Source organism: Sphingomonas rhamnosi (genome assembly GCF_036663615.1).
Classification (GTDB): Bacteria; Pseudomonadota; Alphaproteobacteria; order Sphingomonadales; family Sphingomonadaceae; genus Sphingomonas.
The window spans coordinates 233,008-250,929 of sequence record NZ_JAXOJJ010000005.1; the positions used below are offsets into that span (position 1 = coordinate 233,008).

The 17,922-nt window shown below is 67.4% G+C and carries 20 protein-coding genes; 5 read left to right on the forward strand and 15 right to left on the reverse strand.

The genetic code is table 11. From position 1 onward, the window contains the following. Nucleotides 1-69: 69 nt before the first annotated feature. The 3 genes from U1701_RS12625 to U1701_RS12635 form a co-directional block, all read right to left on the reverse strand. Nucleotides 70-690, reverse strand: coding sequence for a CC0125/CC1285 family lipoprotein (locus U1701_RS12625; RefSeq protein WP_332782916.1), 621 nt, complete (start codon nt 688-690; stop codon nt 70-72). A 99-nt stretch (nt 691-789) separates the two neighbouring features. Next, the gene (locus tag U1701_RS12630; protein ID WP_332783055.1) at nt 790-1,206 is read right to left on the reverse strand and encodes a secondary thiamine-phosphate synthase enzyme YjbQ; all 417 of its coding nucleotides are present in this window, start codon (nt 1,204-1,206) and stop codon (nt 790-792) included. Nucleotides 1,207-1,211: 5 nt separating this feature from the next. After that, a complete protein-coding gene (locus U1701_RS12635; protein WP_332782917.1) occupies nt 1,212-1,475 on the reverse strand; it encodes a hypothetical protein in 264 nt (87 codons plus the stop codon). A gap of 76 nt (nt 1,476-1,551) precedes the next feature. Here U1701_RS12635 and U1701_RS12640 point away from each other — a divergent pair, with 76 nt between their 5' ends. Both U1701_RS12640 and U1701_RS12645 read left to right on the forward strand, forming a co-directional pair. After that, on the forward strand, nt 1,552-1,902 hold the full coding sequence (locus U1701_RS12640; RefSeq protein WP_332782918.1) for a hypothetical protein: 351 nt from the start codon (nt 1,552-1,554) through the stop codon (nt 1,900-1,902). Nucleotides 1,903-2,036: 134 nt separating this feature from the next. After that, nucleotides 2,037-2,210: a hypothetical protein gene (locus U1701_RS12645; protein ID WP_332782919.1), complete on the forward strand. Its 174-nt coding sequence runs from the start codon at nt 2,037-2,039 to the stop codon at nt 2,208-2,210. Here the strand turns inward: U1701_RS12645 and U1701_RS12650 are convergent. From U1701_RS12650 to U1701_RS12695, 10 genes are all read right to left on the reverse strand, one after another. After that, the gene (locus U1701_RS12650; RefSeq protein ID WP_332782920.1) at nt 2,207-2,476 is read right to left on the reverse strand and encodes a hypothetical protein; all 270 of its coding nucleotides are present in this window, start codon (nt 2,474-2,476) and stop codon (nt 2,207-2,209) included. The two genes, U1701_RS12645 and U1701_RS12650, sit on opposite strands and share 4 nt — an antisense overlap. 36 nt (nt 2,477-2,512) lie before the next feature. Then, nucleotides 2,513-2,767, reverse strand: coding sequence for a hypothetical protein (locus tag U1701_RS12655; RefSeq protein ID WP_332782921.1), 255 nt, complete (start codon nt 2,765-2,767; stop codon nt 2,513-2,515). A gap of 90 nt (nt 2,768-2,857) precedes the next feature. Next, nucleotides 2,858-3,529: a glutathione S-transferase gene (locus tag U1701_RS12660; RefSeq protein ID WP_332782922.1), complete on the reverse strand. Its 672-nt coding sequence runs from the start codon at nt 3,527-3,529 to the stop codon at nt 2,858-2,860. Next, nucleotides 3,471-4,139 carry a phosphoribosylformylglycinamidine synthase subunit PurQ gene (gene purQ / locus U1701_RS12665; RefSeq protein WP_332782923.1) on the reverse strand — a complete coding sequence of 223 codons (669 nt, stop codon included), beginning with the start codon at nt 4,137-4,139 and terminating at the stop codon, nt 3,471-3,473. The genes U1701_RS12660 and purQ overlap by 59 nt, the downstream gene beginning before the upstream one ends. After that, the gene (gene purS, locus U1701_RS12670) at nt 4,136-4,366 is read right to left on the reverse strand and encodes a phosphoribosylformylglycinamidine synthase subunit PurS (protein WP_332782924.1); all 231 of its coding nucleotides are present in this window, start codon (nt 4,364-4,366) and stop codon (nt 4,136-4,138) included. The genes purQ and purS overlap by 4 nt, the downstream gene beginning before the upstream one ends. Then, a complete protein-coding gene (gene purC, locus U1701_RS12675) occupies nt 4,367-5,146 on the reverse strand; it encodes a phosphoribosylaminoimidazolesuccinocarboxamide synthase (RefSeq protein WP_332782925.1) in 780 nt (259 codons plus the stop codon). 136 nt (nt 5,147-5,282) lie between these two features. After that, on the reverse strand, nt 5,283-6,059 hold the full coding sequence (gene xylB / locus U1701_RS12680) for a D-xylose 1-dehydrogenase (protein ID WP_332782926.1): 777 nt from the start codon (nt 6,057-6,059) through the stop codon (nt 5,283-5,285). Beyond that, the gene (locus U1701_RS12685; RefSeq protein ID WP_332783056.1) at nt 6,056-7,189 is read right to left on the reverse strand and encodes a fumarylacetoacetate hydrolase family protein; all 1,134 of its coding nucleotides are present in this window, start codon (nt 7,187-7,189) and stop codon (nt 6,056-6,058) included. The genes xylB and U1701_RS12685 overlap by 4 nt, the downstream gene beginning before the upstream one ends. Nucleotides 7,190-7,211: 22 nt before the next feature. After that, complete coding sequence (locus U1701_RS12690) at nt 7,212-9,326, reverse strand: GDSL-type esterase/lipase family protein (RefSeq protein WP_332782927.1); 2,115 nt, start codon at nt 9,324-9,326, stop codon at nt 7,212-7,214. Nucleotides 9,327-9,408: 82 nt separating this feature from the next. After that, complete coding sequence (locus tag U1701_RS12695) at nt 9,409-11,532, reverse strand: alpha-glucuronidase family glycosyl hydrolase (RefSeq protein WP_332782928.1); 2,124 nt, start codon at nt 11,530-11,532, stop codon at nt 9,409-9,411. A 187-nt stretch (nt 11,533-11,719) separates the two neighbouring features. Between U1701_RS12695 and U1701_RS12700 the strand changes: the two genes are divergently transcribed. The 3 genes from U1701_RS12700 to U1701_RS12710 are packed head-to-tail and all read left to right on the forward strand — an operon-like array spanning nt 11,720 to nt 16,576. After that, the gene (locus U1701_RS12700) at nt 11,720-14,044 is read left to right on the forward strand and encodes a glycoside hydrolase family 3 N-terminal domain-containing protein (protein WP_332783057.1); all 2,325 of its coding nucleotides are present in this window, start codon (nt 11,720-11,722) and stop codon (nt 14,042-14,044) included. Between the two features lie 10 nt (nt 14,045-14,054). After that, the gene (gene manD, locus U1701_RS12705; RefSeq protein ID WP_332782929.1) at nt 14,055-15,266 is read left to right on the forward strand and encodes a D-mannonate dehydratase ManD; all 1,212 of its coding nucleotides are present in this window, start codon (nt 14,055-14,057) and stop codon (nt 15,264-15,266) included. Next, a complete protein-coding gene (locus U1701_RS12710) occupies nt 15,263-16,576 on the forward strand; it encodes an MFS transporter (RefSeq protein WP_332782930.1) in 1,314 nt (437 codons plus the stop codon). Before manD ends, U1701_RS12710 begins: the two co-directional genes overlap by 4 nt. On the opposite strand, the gene U1701_RS12715 is transcribed toward U1701_RS12710, so the two are convergent. Further along, nucleotides 16,573-17,370, reverse strand: a complete 798-nt coding sequence (locus U1701_RS12715) for a DUF2189 domain-containing protein (RefSeq protein WP_443026047.1) — start codon at nt 17,368-17,370, stop codon at nt 16,573-16,575. The genes U1701_RS12710 and U1701_RS12715 overlap by 4 nt on opposite strands. Before the next feature lie 77 nt (nt 17,371-17,447). Then, nucleotides 17,448-17,918, reverse strand: a complete 471-nt coding sequence (locus tag U1701_RS12720; protein WP_332782932.1) for a TspO/MBR family protein — start codon at nt 17,916-17,918, stop codon at nt 17,448-17,450. Between the last annotated feature and the right edge of the window lie 4 nt (nt 17,919-17,922).

A 17,922-nucleotide genomic window follows, 5' to 3' on the forward strand; every position in this document is an offset into this window, starting at 1 on the left:
CCACCTGTCCTCGGGCGATATCGCTCGTGACACGGTGGATGCTGAAACGAGTTCAGCATGACAGGGGTTTTACGGCCGCTCTTTCGGTAGCACGATGCTCGGCCCGATATTGTCGACCACCGCCTTCGCGTTGAACGCGCGGATGTTGTCGCGTGGGATCGGACCCTTGCGCATCACGATCTCGGCAGTTGCCTCGTAGCGATCGATCGTGCGGATATCGAAGTCGTTGCCCCATGGGCCGCCACCGAAGCCGCCGCCGAAATAGGGATCCCAGCTGCGCCAGCCGAAGCCCGCGCCACGATAGCGCCACGAAGGACCCCAGTACCCGCCGAACCCGCCATAGCCGAGCCCGCCACCAAAGCCGCCGCCGAGGCCCGGAGTCGAATAGGTACGCGACTGCAGGTTGGTGTCGCGGTCTGCCATCAGGAAATAGTCGAAGCCGTTCTGCAGCGTGAGCTCTGCGGCGCGGAAGAACAGGTACCGCTCGACCGTGTCGCGCGAGGTGACGCTGTTGCCGGCGAAGCTGACCAGGAAGCGGTTCGCCTCGATCCGGCGATCGCTGTAGCCGGTACGCGAGAAGCCCTGGCCGGTGGCGGGGCGATAAGTGGTCTCCGTCGCGCAGCCCGCGACCAGCAAGGTGCCGGACGCCAGCGCTGCCAGCGCGACCTTGCGACCAAAATTGGTGAACATGGGTGTCGTCTCCGTTCGCGGCGAATGCGGCGAAACGCCTTGTATTAGCCGTCAATGGTGGAACGGTTGATGAACAGGTTTGCTCCCGTTCAGAAAGAATCATTCACCGATTAGATGCAGAGCCAGCGTCCGGCGATGCGGTCGGCGGCGGTGTTCGAACAGGTAGATGCCCTGCCACGTGCCGAGCGCGAGCGCGCCGCCGACGAGCGGGATCGTGAGCTGGACATGGGTCAGCGCGGTCCGCAGATGCGCGGGCATGTCGTCCGGACCCTCGTCGTCATGCGCGTAGCCGGGCGATTCGGGCGCGATCCGCGCGAAATAGGCCTCCAGATCGGTCCGGACTTCGCGCGCGGCGTTTTCCCGGATCAGCAGCGATGCCGAGGTGTGCTGGCAGAATACCGTCAGCAGGCCGGTCTCGAACCCCTGTGCTGCAACCCAGCCGGTGATCCGGCCGCTGACGTCGACCAGACCTTGCCGGGTCGTGTCGATGGTCAGCAGTGTCGCGGCCTGGCGCATCATGCTCACACTGTCTCGCCGATGTCCTGCCCCAGGTTGATGCCGTCATACAGCTTCAACAGCGCGTTCACTTCGCAGATCACGGTTTCATGCTCGGCGCGGACGCGTGCGGTCGCGTCGCAGGTTGGTACGCCGTTCTTGCCGTCGTGGATCGTGTAACCCTGATCGATCAGCCAGATTGCGTCGGCCGCGCGCGCGCGCTGGCGTCGCAAGTGATAGACCCATTGTTCAATGATTCCCGATGGAACCAGCCTATCGATTTCGCCCATGACGGGTGCCTAGCCGAGGCGTAAAGCCAATGCCAGTCCGCGAAACGACAAGCGGCTTACCGCGTGGAGAGAGACGATGACCAACTGGGACGACAAGGCCGACGCCCGCAAGCTTCACGACACGCTGGGCCTGGTGGGACTGCGCGCGCACGCGACCGCGGTCGGGTTCGTGCAGCTGTGTGCCGAATTGCTCAAGGCCGGAGTGATCGACGATCCCGCGGTTGCCCGCATCAAGGACGCGATCGCCAAGGACATCATCGTCACGCGGACCACGACGCGGGCGCAGGAGGATTTCGAGGCGTCGCTGCGCCGCCGGCTCGACTCGTTGCTGCCGACGTCCGCAACGGCCAGCGCGCACGAGAGCGCGGTTGGAACCCCCGATGAGATGCGGAGCGACCTACATCTCGACGGAGACAAACTCCGTTAGGTCGGGCGGGGCTCTCGCAAACTATTTACGCTCCGTTTACCGCAATGGCCGGAACGAAAGGGGGGTGAACCGTGTTCCTTTGACGATCGGTTGCGGTTTCATCCGTTTTCGATCGAGCGTCCTAACCAGGAAACATGGAAATGCCTGCACGTCTGGATCATTCACCGCCACGCCTTTCCGACATGTATGGTGAGGCGCGGCTGGATGCGCTCTATCGCCGTGCGGCTGCCGATCGCGCACGGTTCCATGATCAGCAGGCGCGCCGTCCCGGCCTGCTCGCGCGCATCACCGAACGGTTGCGACCTTAACCCGGAAGGCGTTCGACCAGCACGGCGATGGCTTCGCCGTGAAACACGGGCACGGACGCACCGTCCAACAGGATCGGGCGTTCCGGCGTTAGAACCGCCTGATCACGGTGGGCGGGATCGAGCGTGGTCCATGCGCGAACCGCAGCTTGCAGATTTGTCACTTCGGGAACGTCTTCACCGCCGCGGACGACGTTGGCGAGTGACGCGCTCATCGTCCATTCGATATCGGGAGTTTTGGTGGCGTCGCCCCAGGTCGCTTCGGTCATGGTCGATCCTTATGTCGGTCCGGGCCGGACCGTTGGCTAATAATCGACGGAAGCGGGCTGCGGTTCCTCTGCCGCGTCGGCCGTGGCGTGGCGGAGATCCCGAATTTCGGGCCAAGTGATCGGCCGATCACGGCCAACGCAGGCGATGATCAGGCCCTGCGCTTCCTCCGCACCCATCGCTTCGGCGGTCTTGATCATGTCTTCCAGCGACCCGGTGGCGACCGGCGCGTCATCGGCATCGTCGTTAGTCCGCAACAGCTTGGCGGGCATATTCCACATCGTCTTGAACACAGGTCTTCGCTCCAGCCCCCCGGCATCCCCGGTCCGATGTAGCGCGCACGCGGGCGGGTCCAGAGCGACCGCCGGTCCAATGCGCCAGGGTCACCGTGGCGTCGGATGGGCCGAAGCTGCGGGACGTGCCATGACCTGCTCGAACAGCGGTGAGGCCAGGTGCCGCGCGAGCCAGCGGTGGAGGCCGGGGAGAGGCAATGCGGCGAACGCCGCGCTGTCGACCTGTGCGAACTGCCGTACGAAGGGTAGGAGTGCCATGTCGACGAGCGTGCGACGATCGCCCGCAAGGTTGGCGTGGCAAGATAGCCGGGTCTCCAACGGGGCGAGAAGTGCGGCTGCGGCGTCACGATGCCCGTCGCGGTCGGCAGGAGCTGCGTATTTGTAGCGATCGAGATGGTGTTTGAACGCGCCGTCGTTGGTGGCGATCAGTGCCGCGTCGTCGCCATCCAGCCAGGCTTCGGGATCGGCCTGCGTCAGTGCCCACCGCATGATGTCGAGGCTTTGTTCGATGACCTGGCCGTCGTCGATGACGAGTACCGGGACGGTCGCCTTGGGAGACGCGGTCCGCAACGCGGCGGGCTTGTCGCGAAGCGCGACCTCGACGGTGTCGACCTTGACCCCGCTCACAGCAATCGCGAGGCGGGCGCGGATCGCGTACGGACAGCGGCGGAAGCTGTAGAGCAGCGTCCGCCGTTCGTCGCGATCAGGCGCCGACGGTCTCCAGCAAACCTTCGAACAGGCGACGCCCATCGGTACCGCCATGCGCGGCTTCGACCCGGCGCTCGGGGTGCGGCATCATGCCCAGCACGTTGCCCGCATCGTTGACCAGACCCGCAATCGAGCGGGCCGATCCGTTGACGCCGTTTGCGTAGCGGAACGCGACGCGGCCTTCGCCCTCGAGACGGTCGAGCGTCTCGGCGTCGGCGAAGTAATTGCCGTCATGATGCGCGACGGGGACGACGATCCGCTCTCCCGCGGCGTAGCGCGCCGTAAAGACCGATCCGGTGTCCTCGACGGTCAGCGCGACGTCGCGGCAGACGAAGTTCAGTCCTTGGTTGCGCATCAACGCGCCGGGCAGCAGCCCCGCCTCAGTCAGCACCTGAAAGCCGTTGCAGATGCCGAGCACCGGCAGGCCCTTGTCCGCGGCCTCGACCACCGCGCGCATGATCGGCGAGCGCGCCGCGATCGCGCCCGAGCGCAGATAGTCGCCATAGGAGAAGCCGCCGGGGACCGCGACGACGCCGATGTCTGCGGGCAGTTCGGTATCGCCGTGCCAGACCATCACCGGCTTGACGCCCGTCACCGATGCCAGTGCCACCGCGATGTCGCGGTCGCAGTTGGACCCCGGGAAGACGACGACCGCGGTCTTCATGCGCGCTCGACCCGGTAATTCTCGATCACCGTGTTGGCGAGCAGCTTGCGGCACATCGAATCGATCGCCGCGTCGTCGGTATCGTCGGCCACCTCGAGTTCGATCAGCTTGCCCTGGCGGACATCGTGGACGCCGGCAAAGCCGAGCGAACCGAGCGCGTGGTGAATCGCGCGGCCCTGGGGGTCGAGGACGCCGGGCTTGAGTGTAACAAAAACCTTGAGTTTCATTTACTTGCCCCGGTTCTTGCGGTGCTTTTCGAGGTCGAGCACCGAATTGTCCCCACCTTCGGGCAACAGGCCAAGACGGCGTGCAACCTCTTGATAAGCCTCGACTTCGCCGCCCAGATCCCGCCGGAAGCGGTCCTTGTCCATCTTCTCGTTGGTCTCCATGTCCCACAGCCGGCAGCCGTCCGGGGAAATTTCGTCCGCGAGGATGATGCGACCATAGTCGTTGTCGAAGATGCGGCCGAATTCGAGCTTGAAGTCGACCAGGCGGATACCGACCCCGGCGAACAGGCCCGAAAGGAAGTCGTTCACACGGATCGCGAGGTCTGCGATGTCGTGCATCTCCTCCTGGCTGGCCCAGCCGAACGCGGCGATATGCTCGTCGGAGATCATCGGATCGCCGAGCGCGTCGTCCTTGTAGTAATATTCGATGATCGTGCGCGGCAGCTTGGTGCCTTCCTCGATCCCGAGGCGCGTCGACAGCGAGCCCGCCGCGACGTTGCGGACGACGACTTCGATCGGCACGATCTCGACCTGGCGAATGAGTTGCTCGCGCATGTTGAGACGGCGGATGAAGTGCGTCGGCACGCCGATATGATCGAGCAACGTGAAGATATGTTCGGAGATGCGGTTGTTGAGCACCCCCTTGCCGTTGATCGTGCCCTTCTTCTGCGCGTTGAACGCGGTGGCGTCATCCTTGAAATACTGGATGAGCGTGCCGGGTTCGGGACCCTCGTACAGGATCTTGGCCTTGCCCTCGTAGATTTGGCGGCGGCGAGCCATAAGCGGGTCCCCTGAAAGTGAGCGGCCCCGGACAGCCGCGGGAGATAGCGGAGCCGGGGCCGGGATAGGCGCGGCCTATAGGCCAAGGGGGCGGGGGGTGCAATCGGCGTGGCCGATCGTCCCCCCGCCAATCGAGTCACCGCCAGCCGGCATCGACCCAGTAATTGTGCCCGGTGCACATCCGCGCATCGTCCGACGCAAGGAACAGCGCCATCGCGGCGATATCCGCGGGCTGGATCCGGCCATCGAGGCACTGCGCCTTGACGATCTCGGCCTCGCCCTCGGGCGTGTACCATTTCTCCTGGCGCGCGGTCTGGACGTTGCCGGGGATGATCGCGTTGACGCGGATCTTGTCGCGGCCGAGATCGCGGGCGAGGCTGCGCGTCAAGCCCTCGATCGCGGCCTTGGCGGTCTGGTAGAGGATCAGGTCGGCGAGCGCGAGGTGCCAGCTGATCGACCCGAAATTGACGATCACGCCGCCGCCGGCCGCCTTCATCGTCGGTACCACCGCCTGGGCTGCAAAGAACAGGTGGCGCAGATTGACGTTCATCCGCTGGTCCCAATAGGCGGGCGTGACCTCCGCGATGGTATGGCGATCGTCGTTGGCGGCGTTGTTGATCAGGACGTCGACGCCGCCGAGCTTGCCGATCAGGTCGGCGAAGGTGGTGCCGAGCGCGTCGAGATCGGTGAGGTCGAGCCGCTGGAAGATCGGCGCATGGCGCGCGCCGGTCGAGATGCGTTGAATGAGCGCGTGGCTATCGGCTTCGGCAACGTCGACGAACGCGACCTGCGCGCCCTGCGCGACGAAGCCCTCGACCATGCCGGCGCCGATCCCCGATCCGCCGCCGGTGATGATGACGCGCTTGTCGCGCAGCGAGGGATAGATGGCGGTCACTTGGGTCTCCAGGGTCATGCGGACAGCAGGCCGCGCGCGGCGAGGTTGCGGATCAGCGCGACCGCGCCGAACGTCCAGGGCGCGGCCGCCTTCGAGGTGGTCACGGTGTTGATCAGCCGGCCAAGCCCGGGCGCGCCGATCGATACGGTGTCGCCGACCTTGTGGGTGAAGCCGCGGCCGGGATCGTCGCGATCCTTGGTGGGGGCGAACAACGTGCCGAGGAACAGCACGAAGCCGTCGGGATATTGATGCTCGCTGATCGCCTGGCGGACGAGTTCCTCGGGATCGCGGCTGATCTGGCTCATCGAGCTGCTGCCGTCGAGGATATAGCCGTCGGTGCCCTCGATCCGCAGCGCGACTTCGGCGCGGCGGACGTCGTCCATCGTGAAGCCGTCGTCGAACAGCCGGATGAACGCGCCGAGCGAGCAGGACGCGTTGTTGTCCTTGGCCTTGCCGAGCAGAAGCGCCGAGCGGCCCTCGAAATCGCGGAGGTTGACGTCGTTGCCGATCGTCGCGCCGATCGCCTTGCCGTCAGGATCGACCAGCAGGACGATTTCGGGCTCGGGGTTGTTCCAGGTCGAATCGGAGCGGATGCCGATCTCGGCACCCCAGCCGACGGTCGAAAGCGGGGCGGCCTTGGTGAAGATCTCGGCATCGGGGCCGATCGCGACCTCTAGATATTGCGACCAGAGACCTTCGTCGATCAGCGCCGCCTTGAGTGCCGCGGCCTCGTCGGTCCCGGGCACGACGCGCGCCATGCCGCCGCCGATGCGGTCCTCGATACGCGCGCGGACCTCTGCGGCAGCGCCGGCGTCGCCGCGCGCGCGCTCCTCGATCACGCGTTCCAGCGCGGAGACGGCGAAGGTGACGCCGGCCGCCTTCACCGACTGGAAGTCGATCGGGCTGAGCAGCCGCGGCGTGGCTTCGGTCGACAGACCGAGCTCCGCCAGATCACCGATCGGTTCACCGGCCTGCGGATCGAGCGCGCCGATCGCGACGAGTTCGGCCACGGTCGGCGCGACCATCGCCATGTCGATGACGATGCCATCGGCGATCAGCACCGGGGTGGGGCCGTCGCCGCGGTCGATGCGGCCGATCCAGCGGCCCTTGCGCCAGTCGGTGCCGAGCGCGTCGGCGGGGTCGAAGATGTGGGTCACGTTGTTGCTCCGTTCAGGCGCACAGGCCGGCGGGTGGACCGGCGGGGGCGGGGGTGGCAGGCGGGCCGGCCAGCGACGGCGTCGGCCCGGGCCGCGACAGATCGGTCGCGGCGGCATAATAGGGGTCGGACTCGGCGTCTGCCAGCGTCACGAAGCGGAAGCCCATCGACCGGTAGAGGTCGAGGAGGCGCGGCATCATGTGCGCGTCGAACGATCCGACGTGCATAAGAAGCACGTAAGGGATGTCGCGGCCCAATTGCGTCTTGGCGCGCGCGCGCGTTGCTTCCGCCGCGGTGCGGGCGGCGGACAGAAAAGAGGTTTCGAGCCGGGTGATCGCCGCGGTGTCGCGTTTGGCGGCGCAGGCCGCGTAGACCGGGTTCCAGTTGAAATCGTTGAAGCTCATCGTCACCGCGGCGACGCGGTAGCCGCGGGCTTTCAGCGTCGCACGCACGGCCTCGCGGACTGCGGGCGTGCTGCCCTCCGACAGGAACGGGTAGCGGAACCAGTGCCAGTCGGTGCCCTTGGCGGCGGCGGCGAGCGGCGCTTCGTTGCGCGTGACCTCGGCGGCAAAGCCGGCGGCGCCGGTCGCGTCGAGATTGCCGTGCGCATAAGTGTGGTTGCCGAGCGGTAGGCCCGCGGCGCGCCACGCCGCGATCGCGCGCGCCGAATCGTCGGGCGTGTCGAGGCCGAAGCCGGCGTTGAGGAAGCCGAAGGCGGGTGCCTTGGCTGCCGCGAGTGCGCTGGCGATGCCGCGGATGACGTCCGTGCGCGACTGGCCGGGGGCGAGCGGGCCGTGCGCGGGGATATCGTCGAAGGTCAGCGCGATCGCCGGCCGCGTGTCGGGCTGCGGGACCACGGGCACGCGTGCGCTCGCTCCGATTACGGGAGTGCCGCCGCGCGCGAACAGCGTCAGCGGGACCGCGGTGCCCATGACGCGATACCCCGCTTCGGACGGATGCAGGTGATCGCCCGAATCATAGGCGGGCGTCAGCCGGTCGGGATGCGCGGGATCGCGCATGATCCGATCGAAATCGATCACCGAGTCGAACACGCCCGAGGTGCGAATGAACGCGTTGACCGCCTGCCGGTCTGCTTCGGTCTCGGCGCCGGGATGATAGTAATCGTTGCCGCCGAACGGTATCACGGTACCGCCGATCACCTTGATGCCATGCGCATGCGCGCGCGCGACGACCTGGGTGAAGCCGGCCTTGAGCTGGGCGACCAGCGCCGCATGCTGCGCGGGCGTCGCGCGGGCCTCGCGGGTCAGCACGCCAAGATCGTTGATCCCCTCGAGCACGATCGTCCAGCGCACGCCGCTGCGCGCGATCACGTCGCGGTCGAAACGCGCGAGCATGTTGGGGCCGAGCCCGTCGAGCAGCATACGGTTGCCGCCGATCCCGGCATTGACGACGCCGATCGCGCGCGTCGCGGCACTGCCGCGCAGGCGCTCGGCGAGGACGTCGGTCCAGCGGGTGTTGCGCTCGGGCTTCACACCATAGCCGTCGGTGATCGAGTCCCCGATCGCGACGATCGTCCCGGCGCTGGCCGGTGCGACGACCTCGATATCGGCGAGCGCATACCAGCGCGTGGTGGGGCCGGCGCCGGTCAGGGTGGCGTCGGCGACGTGATCGCCCTTCAGCGTGAAACTGGTGGCGCGAGCGCCGGGGTGGCCGGTCTGCGGTGTGGCGGCTTCGGGCAGATACAGGCTGACCGCGATGTCCTGACCCGGGGTGACGGCCATCGTGACCGGGTCGGAGTAGAGTTCGGCACCGGCGGGGATCACCGCGTCGGCACGGCCGGCAAAGGTCAGCCGGGTGCCGCCATCGATCCGGGGCGTCCCGGGCGCTGCTGCCCGCGCGAGATGCGCGGCGCCGATCGGCAGCGGGCGGATGCCGAACGCGTTGGACAGGCGGATGCGGACGCGGTCACCGCCCGCCGACAACCGCACGATCTGACGCAAAGTCACCGCGCTCGCGCGGTCGGCGGGAAGTACGTTCTCGCCCTCGGGGATCATCTGCGAGGATCCCCAGCTCGCGATCCAGTGGGGCGGCGCAGCCGGGCTCTGGCGCGCATCCGCGCCCGCAACCAGCAAGCCCGCCAGAGCCGCTGCCGTCGGCCAGTGCCTCATGATCCCCGCCCGTTATCGTTGTCGTTAGCGCTACCAGTAGCGCTGCTGACGCCCCATTCGCAAGGGGGCGGTGGTGGTAAGGTCATTTCGGATTGCCCGGCGCATGCGGATAGCTCTGCGCCTTGTACCACGCCAGATCGTGCGCCGGACGAGCGGCGCCCGCGGGCAGCGCGAGACCGTTGATCGACATCCAATAGGCGAGGCTCGCATCGCGCCACCACCGCGCCTCGCGCTCCTGGACCGCGAGATAGGTGGCGGTCTTGGTCCAGCGCTCGGCATCGACCTGCGGGCGCAACGCGTCCCAGTCGCTGCGCATCCCGGCGACATAGGCGATCCCAGCATCGTAGCGATTCACCATTTCGGCCCACAGCGTGCGACCCGAGCTCATCGACCGCGTCCAAGCGACGTGATGGAACCAGAGGAGGTCGCGCTCGGGCGTGGTGGACGGATCGGCGAACACGCGCGCGACGCCAGGCGCGTATTGCGCGACCGCGTTGCTGCCGGTGGCGGTGCGGTCGAAGCCGATGCCGGCGGCGTCGGCCTTGTGGTAATAGACCGGGTTCCATTCGGGGCGGGCGAGGTCCGCGATCCAGGGGCCGGGGCCGTAGTGATGGCCTGTCGCCATCAGGTGCGCGAGGCCGAGCGGGGTCATGTAATCGACCACGGCTTCCCGCGAGCCCATCATCATCGCGACGACGGGCGTGACGAGCGCGGGCGAGAAGGTCATTGCCGCCCATTCGCGCGCGACCGCGTCGGCCTTGAGCGTCGGATCCCAGGCCATGCGGCCGAACGCGTACCAGTTCGCCTGGTTGAAGGTGGAGCCCGCCCAGTCGCGGTCGCGGCCGATATTGGCGACGCCGGCGATTCCCGACAGCTGCCTGGCGACGGTCGATCCCGCCCCCCTGGCCATGGTGTCAGCCGCTAACGTCTCGGCGAACAGTGGCCCGAGATAGGCGAGGTGGGTGGCGAAGCCGAGATATTCCTTGGTGATCTGAAATTCGATCATCAACGGGGTCTTGGGCATCGCGCCGAAGAGGGGGTGGAAGGGTTCGCGGGGCTGGAAGTCGATGGCGCCGTTTTTCACCTGGACGATGACGTTCGCCGCGAACTTGCCGTCGAGCGGCTTGAATTCGGTATAGGCCTGCTTCGCGCGGTCCTCGGGGTCGGTCTCGGCATAGACGAACGCGCGCCACATCACGATGCCGCCATGCGGGCGGACTGCGGCGGCGAGCATGTTGGCGCCGTCGGCGTGCGTGCGGTGATAGTCGCGCGGGCCCGGCTGGCCTTCGCTGTTCGCCTTGACCAGGAAGCCGCCGAAATCGGGGATGGCGCGGTAGATCTCGTCGCTTTTGGCCTTCCACCAGGCGGCGACTTTCGGGTCGAGCGGGTCGGCGGATTTCAGTGCGCCGAGTTCGATCGGTGCGGAGAAGCGCGCAGACAGATAGACCTTGATCCCATAGGGCCGGAACACGTCGGCGAGCGCCGCAGCCTTGGCGACGTACGGCGCGCTCAGGCTGTCCGCCTTGGCGTTGACGTTGTTGAGGACGGTGCCGTTGATCCCGAGCGAGGCGTTGGCGCGCGCGTAATCGGTGTAGCGCGGGTCGCGGAAATCGGGGAGCGGCCACCAGTCCCACAGCGACTGGCCGGCATAACCGCGCTCGACCACGCCATCGAGATTATCCCAATGGTTGAGCACGCGCAGCTTCACGCGCGGCGTGGAGGTGAGATCGACGCGGTCGAGGCTGCCGCCGGTCTGGAGATGGCGAAGCAGCGCGAAGCTGCCGTAGAGGATGCCGCGATCGGTGTTCGCGGTGACGAGCGTGACGGGGCGGCCGCCGAGCGTCACCGAGCGGATCAGATAGCCTTCGTCGCCGAGCGGGGCGAGCGGTAGGCGCAGGGCCGCGACGCCATGGTCAGCGCCGGTGGCCAGCACGATCGCCGATCCGCTGACGGAGGGAGCGCCCGCGCGCGCCGAAAGGCCAGCGATGCCGCGGCGAAGTTCGGCGGCGGCGACCTTCAGCGTCGGCGAATCGCCGCGCATGTCGATCGCGCCGGCATGAATTCGAGACGCCGAGGCCTGCGTGGCGGCGACGGGTCGGTACCGCATCCACAGGTCGTAGCCGTCCTCGGCCCGCGCCGCGCCCGTCCCCGTCAGCACGATCCCGGCCGCGGCCGCGGCGATCCATTGGCGTAGTGCCGGCATCATGCCATCCTCCGCGTCGGCTTCGCATTGACAACGCGATCGTTCGTCCGACATGTTATCGCTATCACGACGACGGCATCAACAGCAATGCCGCGCTGCACGAGGGGAGATTGGGGTGCCGGCTACTTCACACGATGGACTCGCGACGACCCGGCGCGACGTGCTGCGCTGGCTCGGTTCCGCGTCCGCCATGGCGCTGACACCGGGCGTCGTGCACGCCGCGACACCGCGGGAAATCTACCGTGATCCGAGCGCGCCGGTCGACCTGCGGGTCCGCGACCTGATGGCGCGGATGACGCTGGAAGAAAAGGTCGCGCAGACGATTTCGCTCTGGGGCACCAAAGCCGATGTCATGCGCACCGGCGGCGTCGAGTTCGATCCGGTCAAGGCGAGCGCGGCGTATCCGGCGGGGTTCGGGCAGGTCACGCGGCCGTCCGATCTGCGCGGCGCCCCGTCGGTGGACGCCGTGGCGGGCGGCACCGGCGCGCGGTTCCGCGGATCGGCGGGGACGATCGCGTTCGTCAACGCGGTGCAGCGCTGGGCGCGCGACAGCACGCGGTTAGGCATCCCGGTGATCTTCCACGAGGAATCGCTGCACGGCTATATGGCGCCCGACGCGACGATGTTCCCGCAGGCGATCGGCATGGCGGGGGCGTTCGACCGCGACCTGATGCGGCGCGGCCAGTCTGTGATCGGCCGCGAGGTGCGCGCGCATGGCAGCCATCTGGCGCTGTCGCCCGTCGTCGACATCGCGCGCGATCCGCGCTGGGGCCGGATCGAGGAGACGTTCGGCGAGGACCCGTATCTGTGCGGCGAGATGGGCGTCGCCGCGGTCGAGGGGCTGCAGGGCGACAGCGGGACGTTGCAGCCGGGGAAAGTGTTCGCGACGCTGAAGCACATGACCGGGCACGGGCAGCCGCAGGCCGGCAACAATATCGGGCCTGCACCGATCGGCGAGCGCGAGCTGCGCGAAAGCTTCTTCCCGCCGTTCCGCGCCGTCGTGACGCGGACCGGGATCGGCGCGGTGATGCCGTCGTACAACGAGATCGACGGCGTGCCGAGCCACGCCAACCACTGGCTGCTCGGCGAGGTGCTGCGCGGCGAATGGGGGTTCAAGGGCGCGGTCGTCAGCGATTACGGCGCGGTCGAGGAACTGGCCACGATCCACCATGTCGCGCGCGACGTGAACGAGGCGGCGCGGATGGCACTGCATGCCGGCGTCGACAGTGTGCTGCCCGACGGCATCGCCTATCGCACGTTGCCGGCGCAGGTGCGCGCTGGGACGGTGCCGATTGCGGCGGTCGATGCGGCGTGCGCGCGGATCCTGGCATTGAAGTTCCGCGCCGGACTGTTCGAACAGTCGATGGTGGACGCACGGGTGGCGGCGCGGCTGACGGGCAATGCCGAAGCGCGGGCGCTGGCGCTGGATGCCGCGCGGAAATCGATGTGCCTGCTGACCAATGACGGCACCCTGCCGTTGGCGGTGAAGGGCAGGATCGCCGTGATCGGGCCCAACGCCGCAGTCGCGCGGCTGGGCGGCTATTCGGCGCCGCCGCGGCAGACCGTGTCGCTGCTCGAAGGGGTGCGCGCGCTGGTCGGCAACAATGCGCAGATCGTCCATGCGCAGGGCGTGTTCATCACGCAGAGTGAGGACCGAGCAGCGGACGAGGTGCTGCTGGGCGATCCGGTGCGCAATCGCGCGCTGATCGCCGAGGCGGTCGAGCTAGCGCGCGGCGCCGATACGATCATCCTGGCGATCGGCGATACCGAACAGACCAGCCGCGAGGGATTCGCCAAGACGCATCTCGGTGACCGCACGACGCTGGACCTGCTCGGCGAACAGAATGCGCTGTTCGATGCGCTGAAGGCGCTGGGCAAGCCGATCATCGTCGCGGCGATCAACGGCCGCCCGCCGAGCTGGCCCAATGTCGTCGCGAACGCCAACGCGATCCTCGAATGCTGGTATCCGGGACAGGAGGGCGGCACCGCGATGGCGGAGGCGCTGTTCGGGCGGATCAATCCCGGCGCCAAGCTGCCGGTGACGGTGGTGCGCGAAGTCGGGCAGGTGCCGTTCTATTACAACCGCAAGCCGTCGACGCAGCGCGGTTACCTGTTCTCCGAGACGACGCCGCTGTTCCCGTTCGGGCACGGGCTCAGTTACACCAAGTTCGAGATCGGCGCGCCGCGGCTGTCGGCGGCGAGCATCGGTCGCGCCGGATCGGTGACCGTTGCGGTCGATGTCGCCAATGTCGGCGCGCGGGCGGGCGATGAGGTCGTGCAGCTGTACGTCCACGACCTCGTGGCGTCGGTCGCACGGCCGGTGATGGAATTGAAGGGGTTCGAGCGGGTCACGCTGGCGCCGGGCGAGCGGCGGACGGTGACCTTCACGCTGGGGCCGGATGCGTTCGCGCTGTGGGACATCGATATGCGGGAAACGGTCGAGCCGGGGCAGTTCCACATCATGGTCGGGCCGGACTCCGCGACCCTGAAAACCGCCATTCTCGATATCGTCTGAGGGCCCGACCATGCCGAAGATCGTCGACGCCCGCGTCATCATCACCTGTCCCGGGCGCAATTTCGTCACGCTGAAGATCATCTGCGACGACGGCACCACCGGGGTCGGCGACGCGACGCTCAACGGCCGCGAGCTGAGCGTCGCCAGCTATCTGAGCGAGCATGTCGTGCCGTGCCTGATCGGGCGCGACGCGCACCGGATCGAGGATATCTGGCAGTATCTCTACAAGGGCGCATACTGGCGGCGCGGGCCGGTGACGATGTCGGCGATCGCCGCGGTCGACACCGCGTTGTGGGACATCAAGGGCAAGATCGCCGGGCTGCCGGTGTACCAGCTGCTCGGCGGCGCGAGCCGGGATGCGGTGATGGTCTATGGTCATGCCAACGGCGTGTCGATCGAGGACACGATCGCGGCGGCGCTGAAATACCAGGCTGAGGGCTATAAGGCGATCCGGCTGCAATGCGGCGTGCCTGGGATCGCATCGACCTATGGCGTGTCGAAGGACCCCAATTTCTACGAGCCCGCCGATTCGGATCTGCCGACCGAGGCGGTGTGGTCGACCGAGAAATATCTGCGGGTCGTGCCTGAACTGTTCGAGGCAGCGCGCGAGGCTTTGGGGTGGGACGTCCACCTGATGCACGACATCCACCACCGGTTGACGCCGATCGAGGCGGGGCGGCTGGGCAAGGATCTGGAGCCGTATCGTCCGTTCTGGTTGGAGGATCCGACCCCGGCGGAGAACCAGGAGGCGTTCCGGCTGATCCGCCAGCACACCACCACGCCGATCGCGGTCGGCGAGATCTTCAATTCGATCTGGGACGCCAAGGAGCTGATCCAGAACCAGCTGATCGACTATATCCGCGCGACCGTGGTGCATGCCGGCGGGATCACGCATCTGCGCCGGATCGCGGCGCTGGCCGATCTCTATCAGATCCGCACCGGTTGCCATGGCGCGACCGATCTGTCGCCGGTATGCATGGCGGCGGCGCTGCATTTCGATCTCAGCGTTCCGAATTTCGGGGTCCAGGAATATATGCGGCACACGCCCGAGACCGATGCGGTCTTCCCGCACAGCTATCGCTTCGAGCGCGGCATGATGCATCCGGGCGACGCGCCGGGGCTGGGCGTCGATATCGATGAAGAGCTCGCCAAGGGCTATGATTACACGCGTGCCTACCTGCCGGTGAACCGGCTGGAAGACGGCACGATGCACAGCTGGTGAGCACCACCGACGCCGCGCATGCCGGGGGCGAGGCGGCCCTCCAGGCGGTGACCCGGCCCCGCGGGCGGATCCGCTGGGTGATCTGCGGGCTGCTGTTCGCGGCGGTGGTGCTGTCGTACATCGATCGGCTGGTGCTGGGCGTGCTCAAGCCGCAGCTGACCGCGCTCTATGGCTGGACCAATTCGGGATACGGTGACGTCACCGGTTATTTCCAGGTCTGCTACGGCGTCGGCTTCCTGGCGTTCGGCTGGCTGATCGATCGGATCGGTCCGCGGCTAGGGTACATGCTCGCGATGGGGATGTGGACGCTCGGCCATTTCGCGCAAGTGCTGGTGACGACGACCACCGGGTTCGCGATCGCGCGCATCCCGCTCGCGCTGGGCGAGGCGGGGACCTATCCGTCCGCGCTTGCCGCGGCGTCGCAATGGTTTCCGAAGTCGGAGCGCGCGCTGGCGATCGGCGTCTTCAACGCCGGCGCCAATGTCGGCGCGATCGTGACGCCGCTGCTGGTGTCGTTCCTGGTCGCGGGGCTGTTGCTCGACTGGCGCTGGGCGTTCCTGGTCACCGGCGTGTTCAACCTGATCTGGTTGGCGGCGTGGTGGCGGTTCTACCGCAAGCCGGCCGAGCATCCGCGGATCAGCGCCGAGGAACGCGCCTATATCGAGGCCGAGGCGCAGGAGGATGTGGGCCGCGCCGGGTTCGCGCGCGTGGTGCGGCATCGCCAGACCTGGGCGTATATGTCGGGGCGGTTCCTGATCGATCCGGTGTGGTGGACCTTCCTGTTCTGGCTGCCGGACTTCTTCCACACCCGCTACGGTTATGACCTCAAGAATTTCGGGCCGCCGCTGGTCGCGATCTACATGCTCGCGGATGTCGGGGCGATCGCGGGCGGCTGGTATTCGTCGCACCTGCTGAAGCGCGGGGTCGCGGCGGGGCGGGCGCGCAAGCGGGCGATGTTCGCCTGTGCGCTGTTCGCCTTGCCGGTGATGTTCGCGGCGCAGGCGAGCAACGTGTGGATCGCGGTCGCGTTCATCGGGCTGGCGTGCGCGGCGCATCAGGGGTTCTCGACGAACCTGTTCGCGCTGCCGGGCGATCTGTTCCCGCGCTATGCGCAGGGCACGTTGATCGGGCTCGGCGGGTTCGCGGGCGCGGCGGGCGGGTTCATCGCCTCGAAGTCGCTCGGTGTGCTGCTGGACCGGGTCGGGAGTTACGAGCCGTTCTTCATCGCCTGCGGCGTGGCGTATCTGCTGGCGCTGCTCGTCACGCACCTGCTCAACCCGCGTTACGCCAAGGTGACGATCTCGACCTAGGGCCGGACGACCAGCCGGGTGTAGAGGTGCCAGGTCGCATAGCCGAGCCAGGGCAGCACGACCGCGAGGCCGATCGCGAGCGGGATCAGCCCAAGGAGCAGCAGGCCGACGACGCGCACGCCCCAGCCGAACGTCTCGCGCGGGTTCTTGCGCGCGGCGGCGAGCGAGGTGCGGATCGCGAGGCCGGCGTCGACGGGCTGGTCGACGACCATCGGGAACGACACGAGCGCGAACACGAGAGTCGCGATCGCGAACGGCGCGCCGGCCAGATTGCCGAGCAGGATCAGCATCCAGCCTTCGCGCGTCGTGAAGAGGCGACCGAACACGTCGCCGATCTGCAACGGTGCGCTGGCGCCGAAGGTGAGGTCGTAGACCGCGTAGGCGGCGATCAGCCAGCCGATCATCAGCACCGCGAGCCCGGCGGTGAGGAGGGCTAAAGGCAACCGGCTGCGGCCGTTGAGCGGATCGAGGAAATGCCACCAGCTGGCGTCGCGACCCTCTTCGCGGCGACGCGCGAGTTCGTAGAAGCCCGAGGCGGCGGCGGGGCCGAGGATCGACAGACCGGCGACCAGCGGAAAGAACAGCGGGAGAAGCGGGTCGTTGAACGTCACATAGGCCGCGACCAGGCAGATGACCGGATAGAGCAGGCCGATGACGATCAAGTCGCCGCGCTTGGTTAGGAAATCCTTCCATCCCTCCGCGAGCGCCCAGTTCAGGTCGCTTGTCCCAATTCGCCGGATCTCGGGGAGTTCGGTCGCGGGGAGGGATACAGTGTCCGGAAGTGTCGCCATCATCAGCTCTCCAGATCGAGTCGTGTGCCGTTCCTTCTTGTATTCGCACAGTATACGCCGCTTGGGCGACGGAACCAAATTCAGGCGAAGGGGCGGTTGAGCCGGACGATCGCGCTATTCAGCCATGCGGCGAAGCTGACCCAGAGAAGATAGGGCACGATCAACAGGCTGGCGAACTGCGAGATCGGCCATAGCTCGACGACCAGCGCGACCAGCGATCCCCACAGGAACACGACCTCGACCAACGCCCAGTCGGGTCGCTGCGCGCGGAAGAAGAGCGGGCTCCACAGGAGGTGGAACAGCGCGTTGACCGAGAACAGGATGATCACCTTGGTGCGCGTCGCGTCGTCGGGCGCGGCGTTCCAGGCGCGCACCGCCGACCAGGCGGCGAGCCCGAGGATCAACGTCCAGGCGGGGCCGAACAGCCAGTTGGGCGGCTGCAGTTTGGGTTTGCGAAGATCGCGGTACCACGGACCGATCGGCGTCATCAGCCCCCCGACTCCCCCCAAGGCCACTGCAACGCCCGCTGCGACGAAGATCGGCATCCACATGGCA

What these genes read in the sequence shown, in the direction of transcription:
- U1701_RS12625 (WP_332782916.1), bottom strand. Translation starts at nt 690, where the DNA reads ATGTTCACCAATTTTGGTCGCAAGGTCGCGCTGGCAGCGCTGGCGTCC.
- U1701_RS12630 (WP_332783055.1), bottom strand. Translation starts at nt 1,206, where the DNA reads ATGCGCCAGGCCGCGACACTGCTGACCATCGACACGACCCGGCAAGGT.
- U1701_RS12635 (WP_332782917.1), bottom strand. Translation starts at nt 1,475, where the DNA reads ATGGGCGAAATCGATAGGCTGGTTCCATCGGGAATCATTGAACAATGG.
- U1701_RS12640 (WP_332782918.1), top strand. Translation starts at nt 1,552, where the DNA reads ATGACCAACTGGGACGACAAGGCCGACGCCCGCAAGCTTCACGACACG.
- U1701_RS12645 (WP_332782919.1), top strand. Translation starts at nt 2,037, where the DNA reads ATGGAAATGCCTGCACGTCTGGATCATTCACCGCCACGCCTTTCCGAC.
- U1701_RS12650 (WP_332782920.1), bottom strand. Translation starts at nt 2,476, where the DNA reads ATGACCGAAGCGACCTGGGGCGACGCCACCAAAACTCCCGATATCGAA.
- U1701_RS12660 (WP_332782922.1), bottom strand. Translation starts at nt 3,529, where the DNA reads ATGGCGGTACCGATGGGCGTCGCCTGTTCGAAGGTTTGCTGGAGACCG.
- purQ (WP_332782923.1), bottom strand. Translation starts at nt 4,139, where the DNA reads ATGAAGACCGCGGTCGTCGTCTTCCCGGGGTCCAACTGCGACCGCGAC.
- purS (WP_332782924.1), bottom strand. Translation starts at nt 4,366, where the DNA reads ATGAAACTCAAGGTTTTTGTTACACTCAAGCCCGGCGTCCTCGACCCC.
- purC (WP_332782925.1), bottom strand. Translation starts at nt 5,146, where the DNA reads ATGGCTCGCCGCCGCCAAATCTACGAGGGCAAGGCCAAGATCCTGTAC.
- xylB (WP_332782926.1), bottom strand. Translation starts at nt 6,059, where the DNA reads ATGACCCTGGAGACCCAAGTGACCGCCATCTATCCCTCGCTGCGCGAC.
- U1701_RS12690 (WP_332782927.1), bottom strand. Translation starts at nt 9,326, where the DNA reads ATGAGGCACTGGCCGACGGCAGCGGCTCTGGCGGGCTTGCTGGTTGCG.
- U1701_RS12695 (WP_332782928.1), bottom strand. Translation starts at nt 11,532, where the DNA reads ATGATGCCGGCACTACGCCAATGGATCGCCGCGGCCGCGGCCGGGATC.
- U1701_RS12700 (WP_332783057.1), top strand. Translation starts at nt 11,720, where the DNA reads ATGGCGCTGACACCGGGCGTCGTGCACGCCGCGACACCGCGGGAAATC.
- manD (WP_332782929.1), top strand. Translation starts at nt 14,055, where the DNA reads ATGCCGAAGATCGTCGACGCCCGCGTCATCATCACCTGTCCCGGGCGC.
- U1701_RS12715 (WP_443026047.1), bottom strand. Translation starts at nt 17,370, where the DNA reads ATGATGGCGACACTTCCGGACACTGTATCCCTCCCCGCGACCGAACTC.
- U1701_RS12720 (WP_332782932.1), bottom strand. Translation starts at nt 17,918, where the DNA reads ATGTGGATGCCGATCTTCGTCGCAGCGGGCGTTGCAGTGGCCTTGGGG.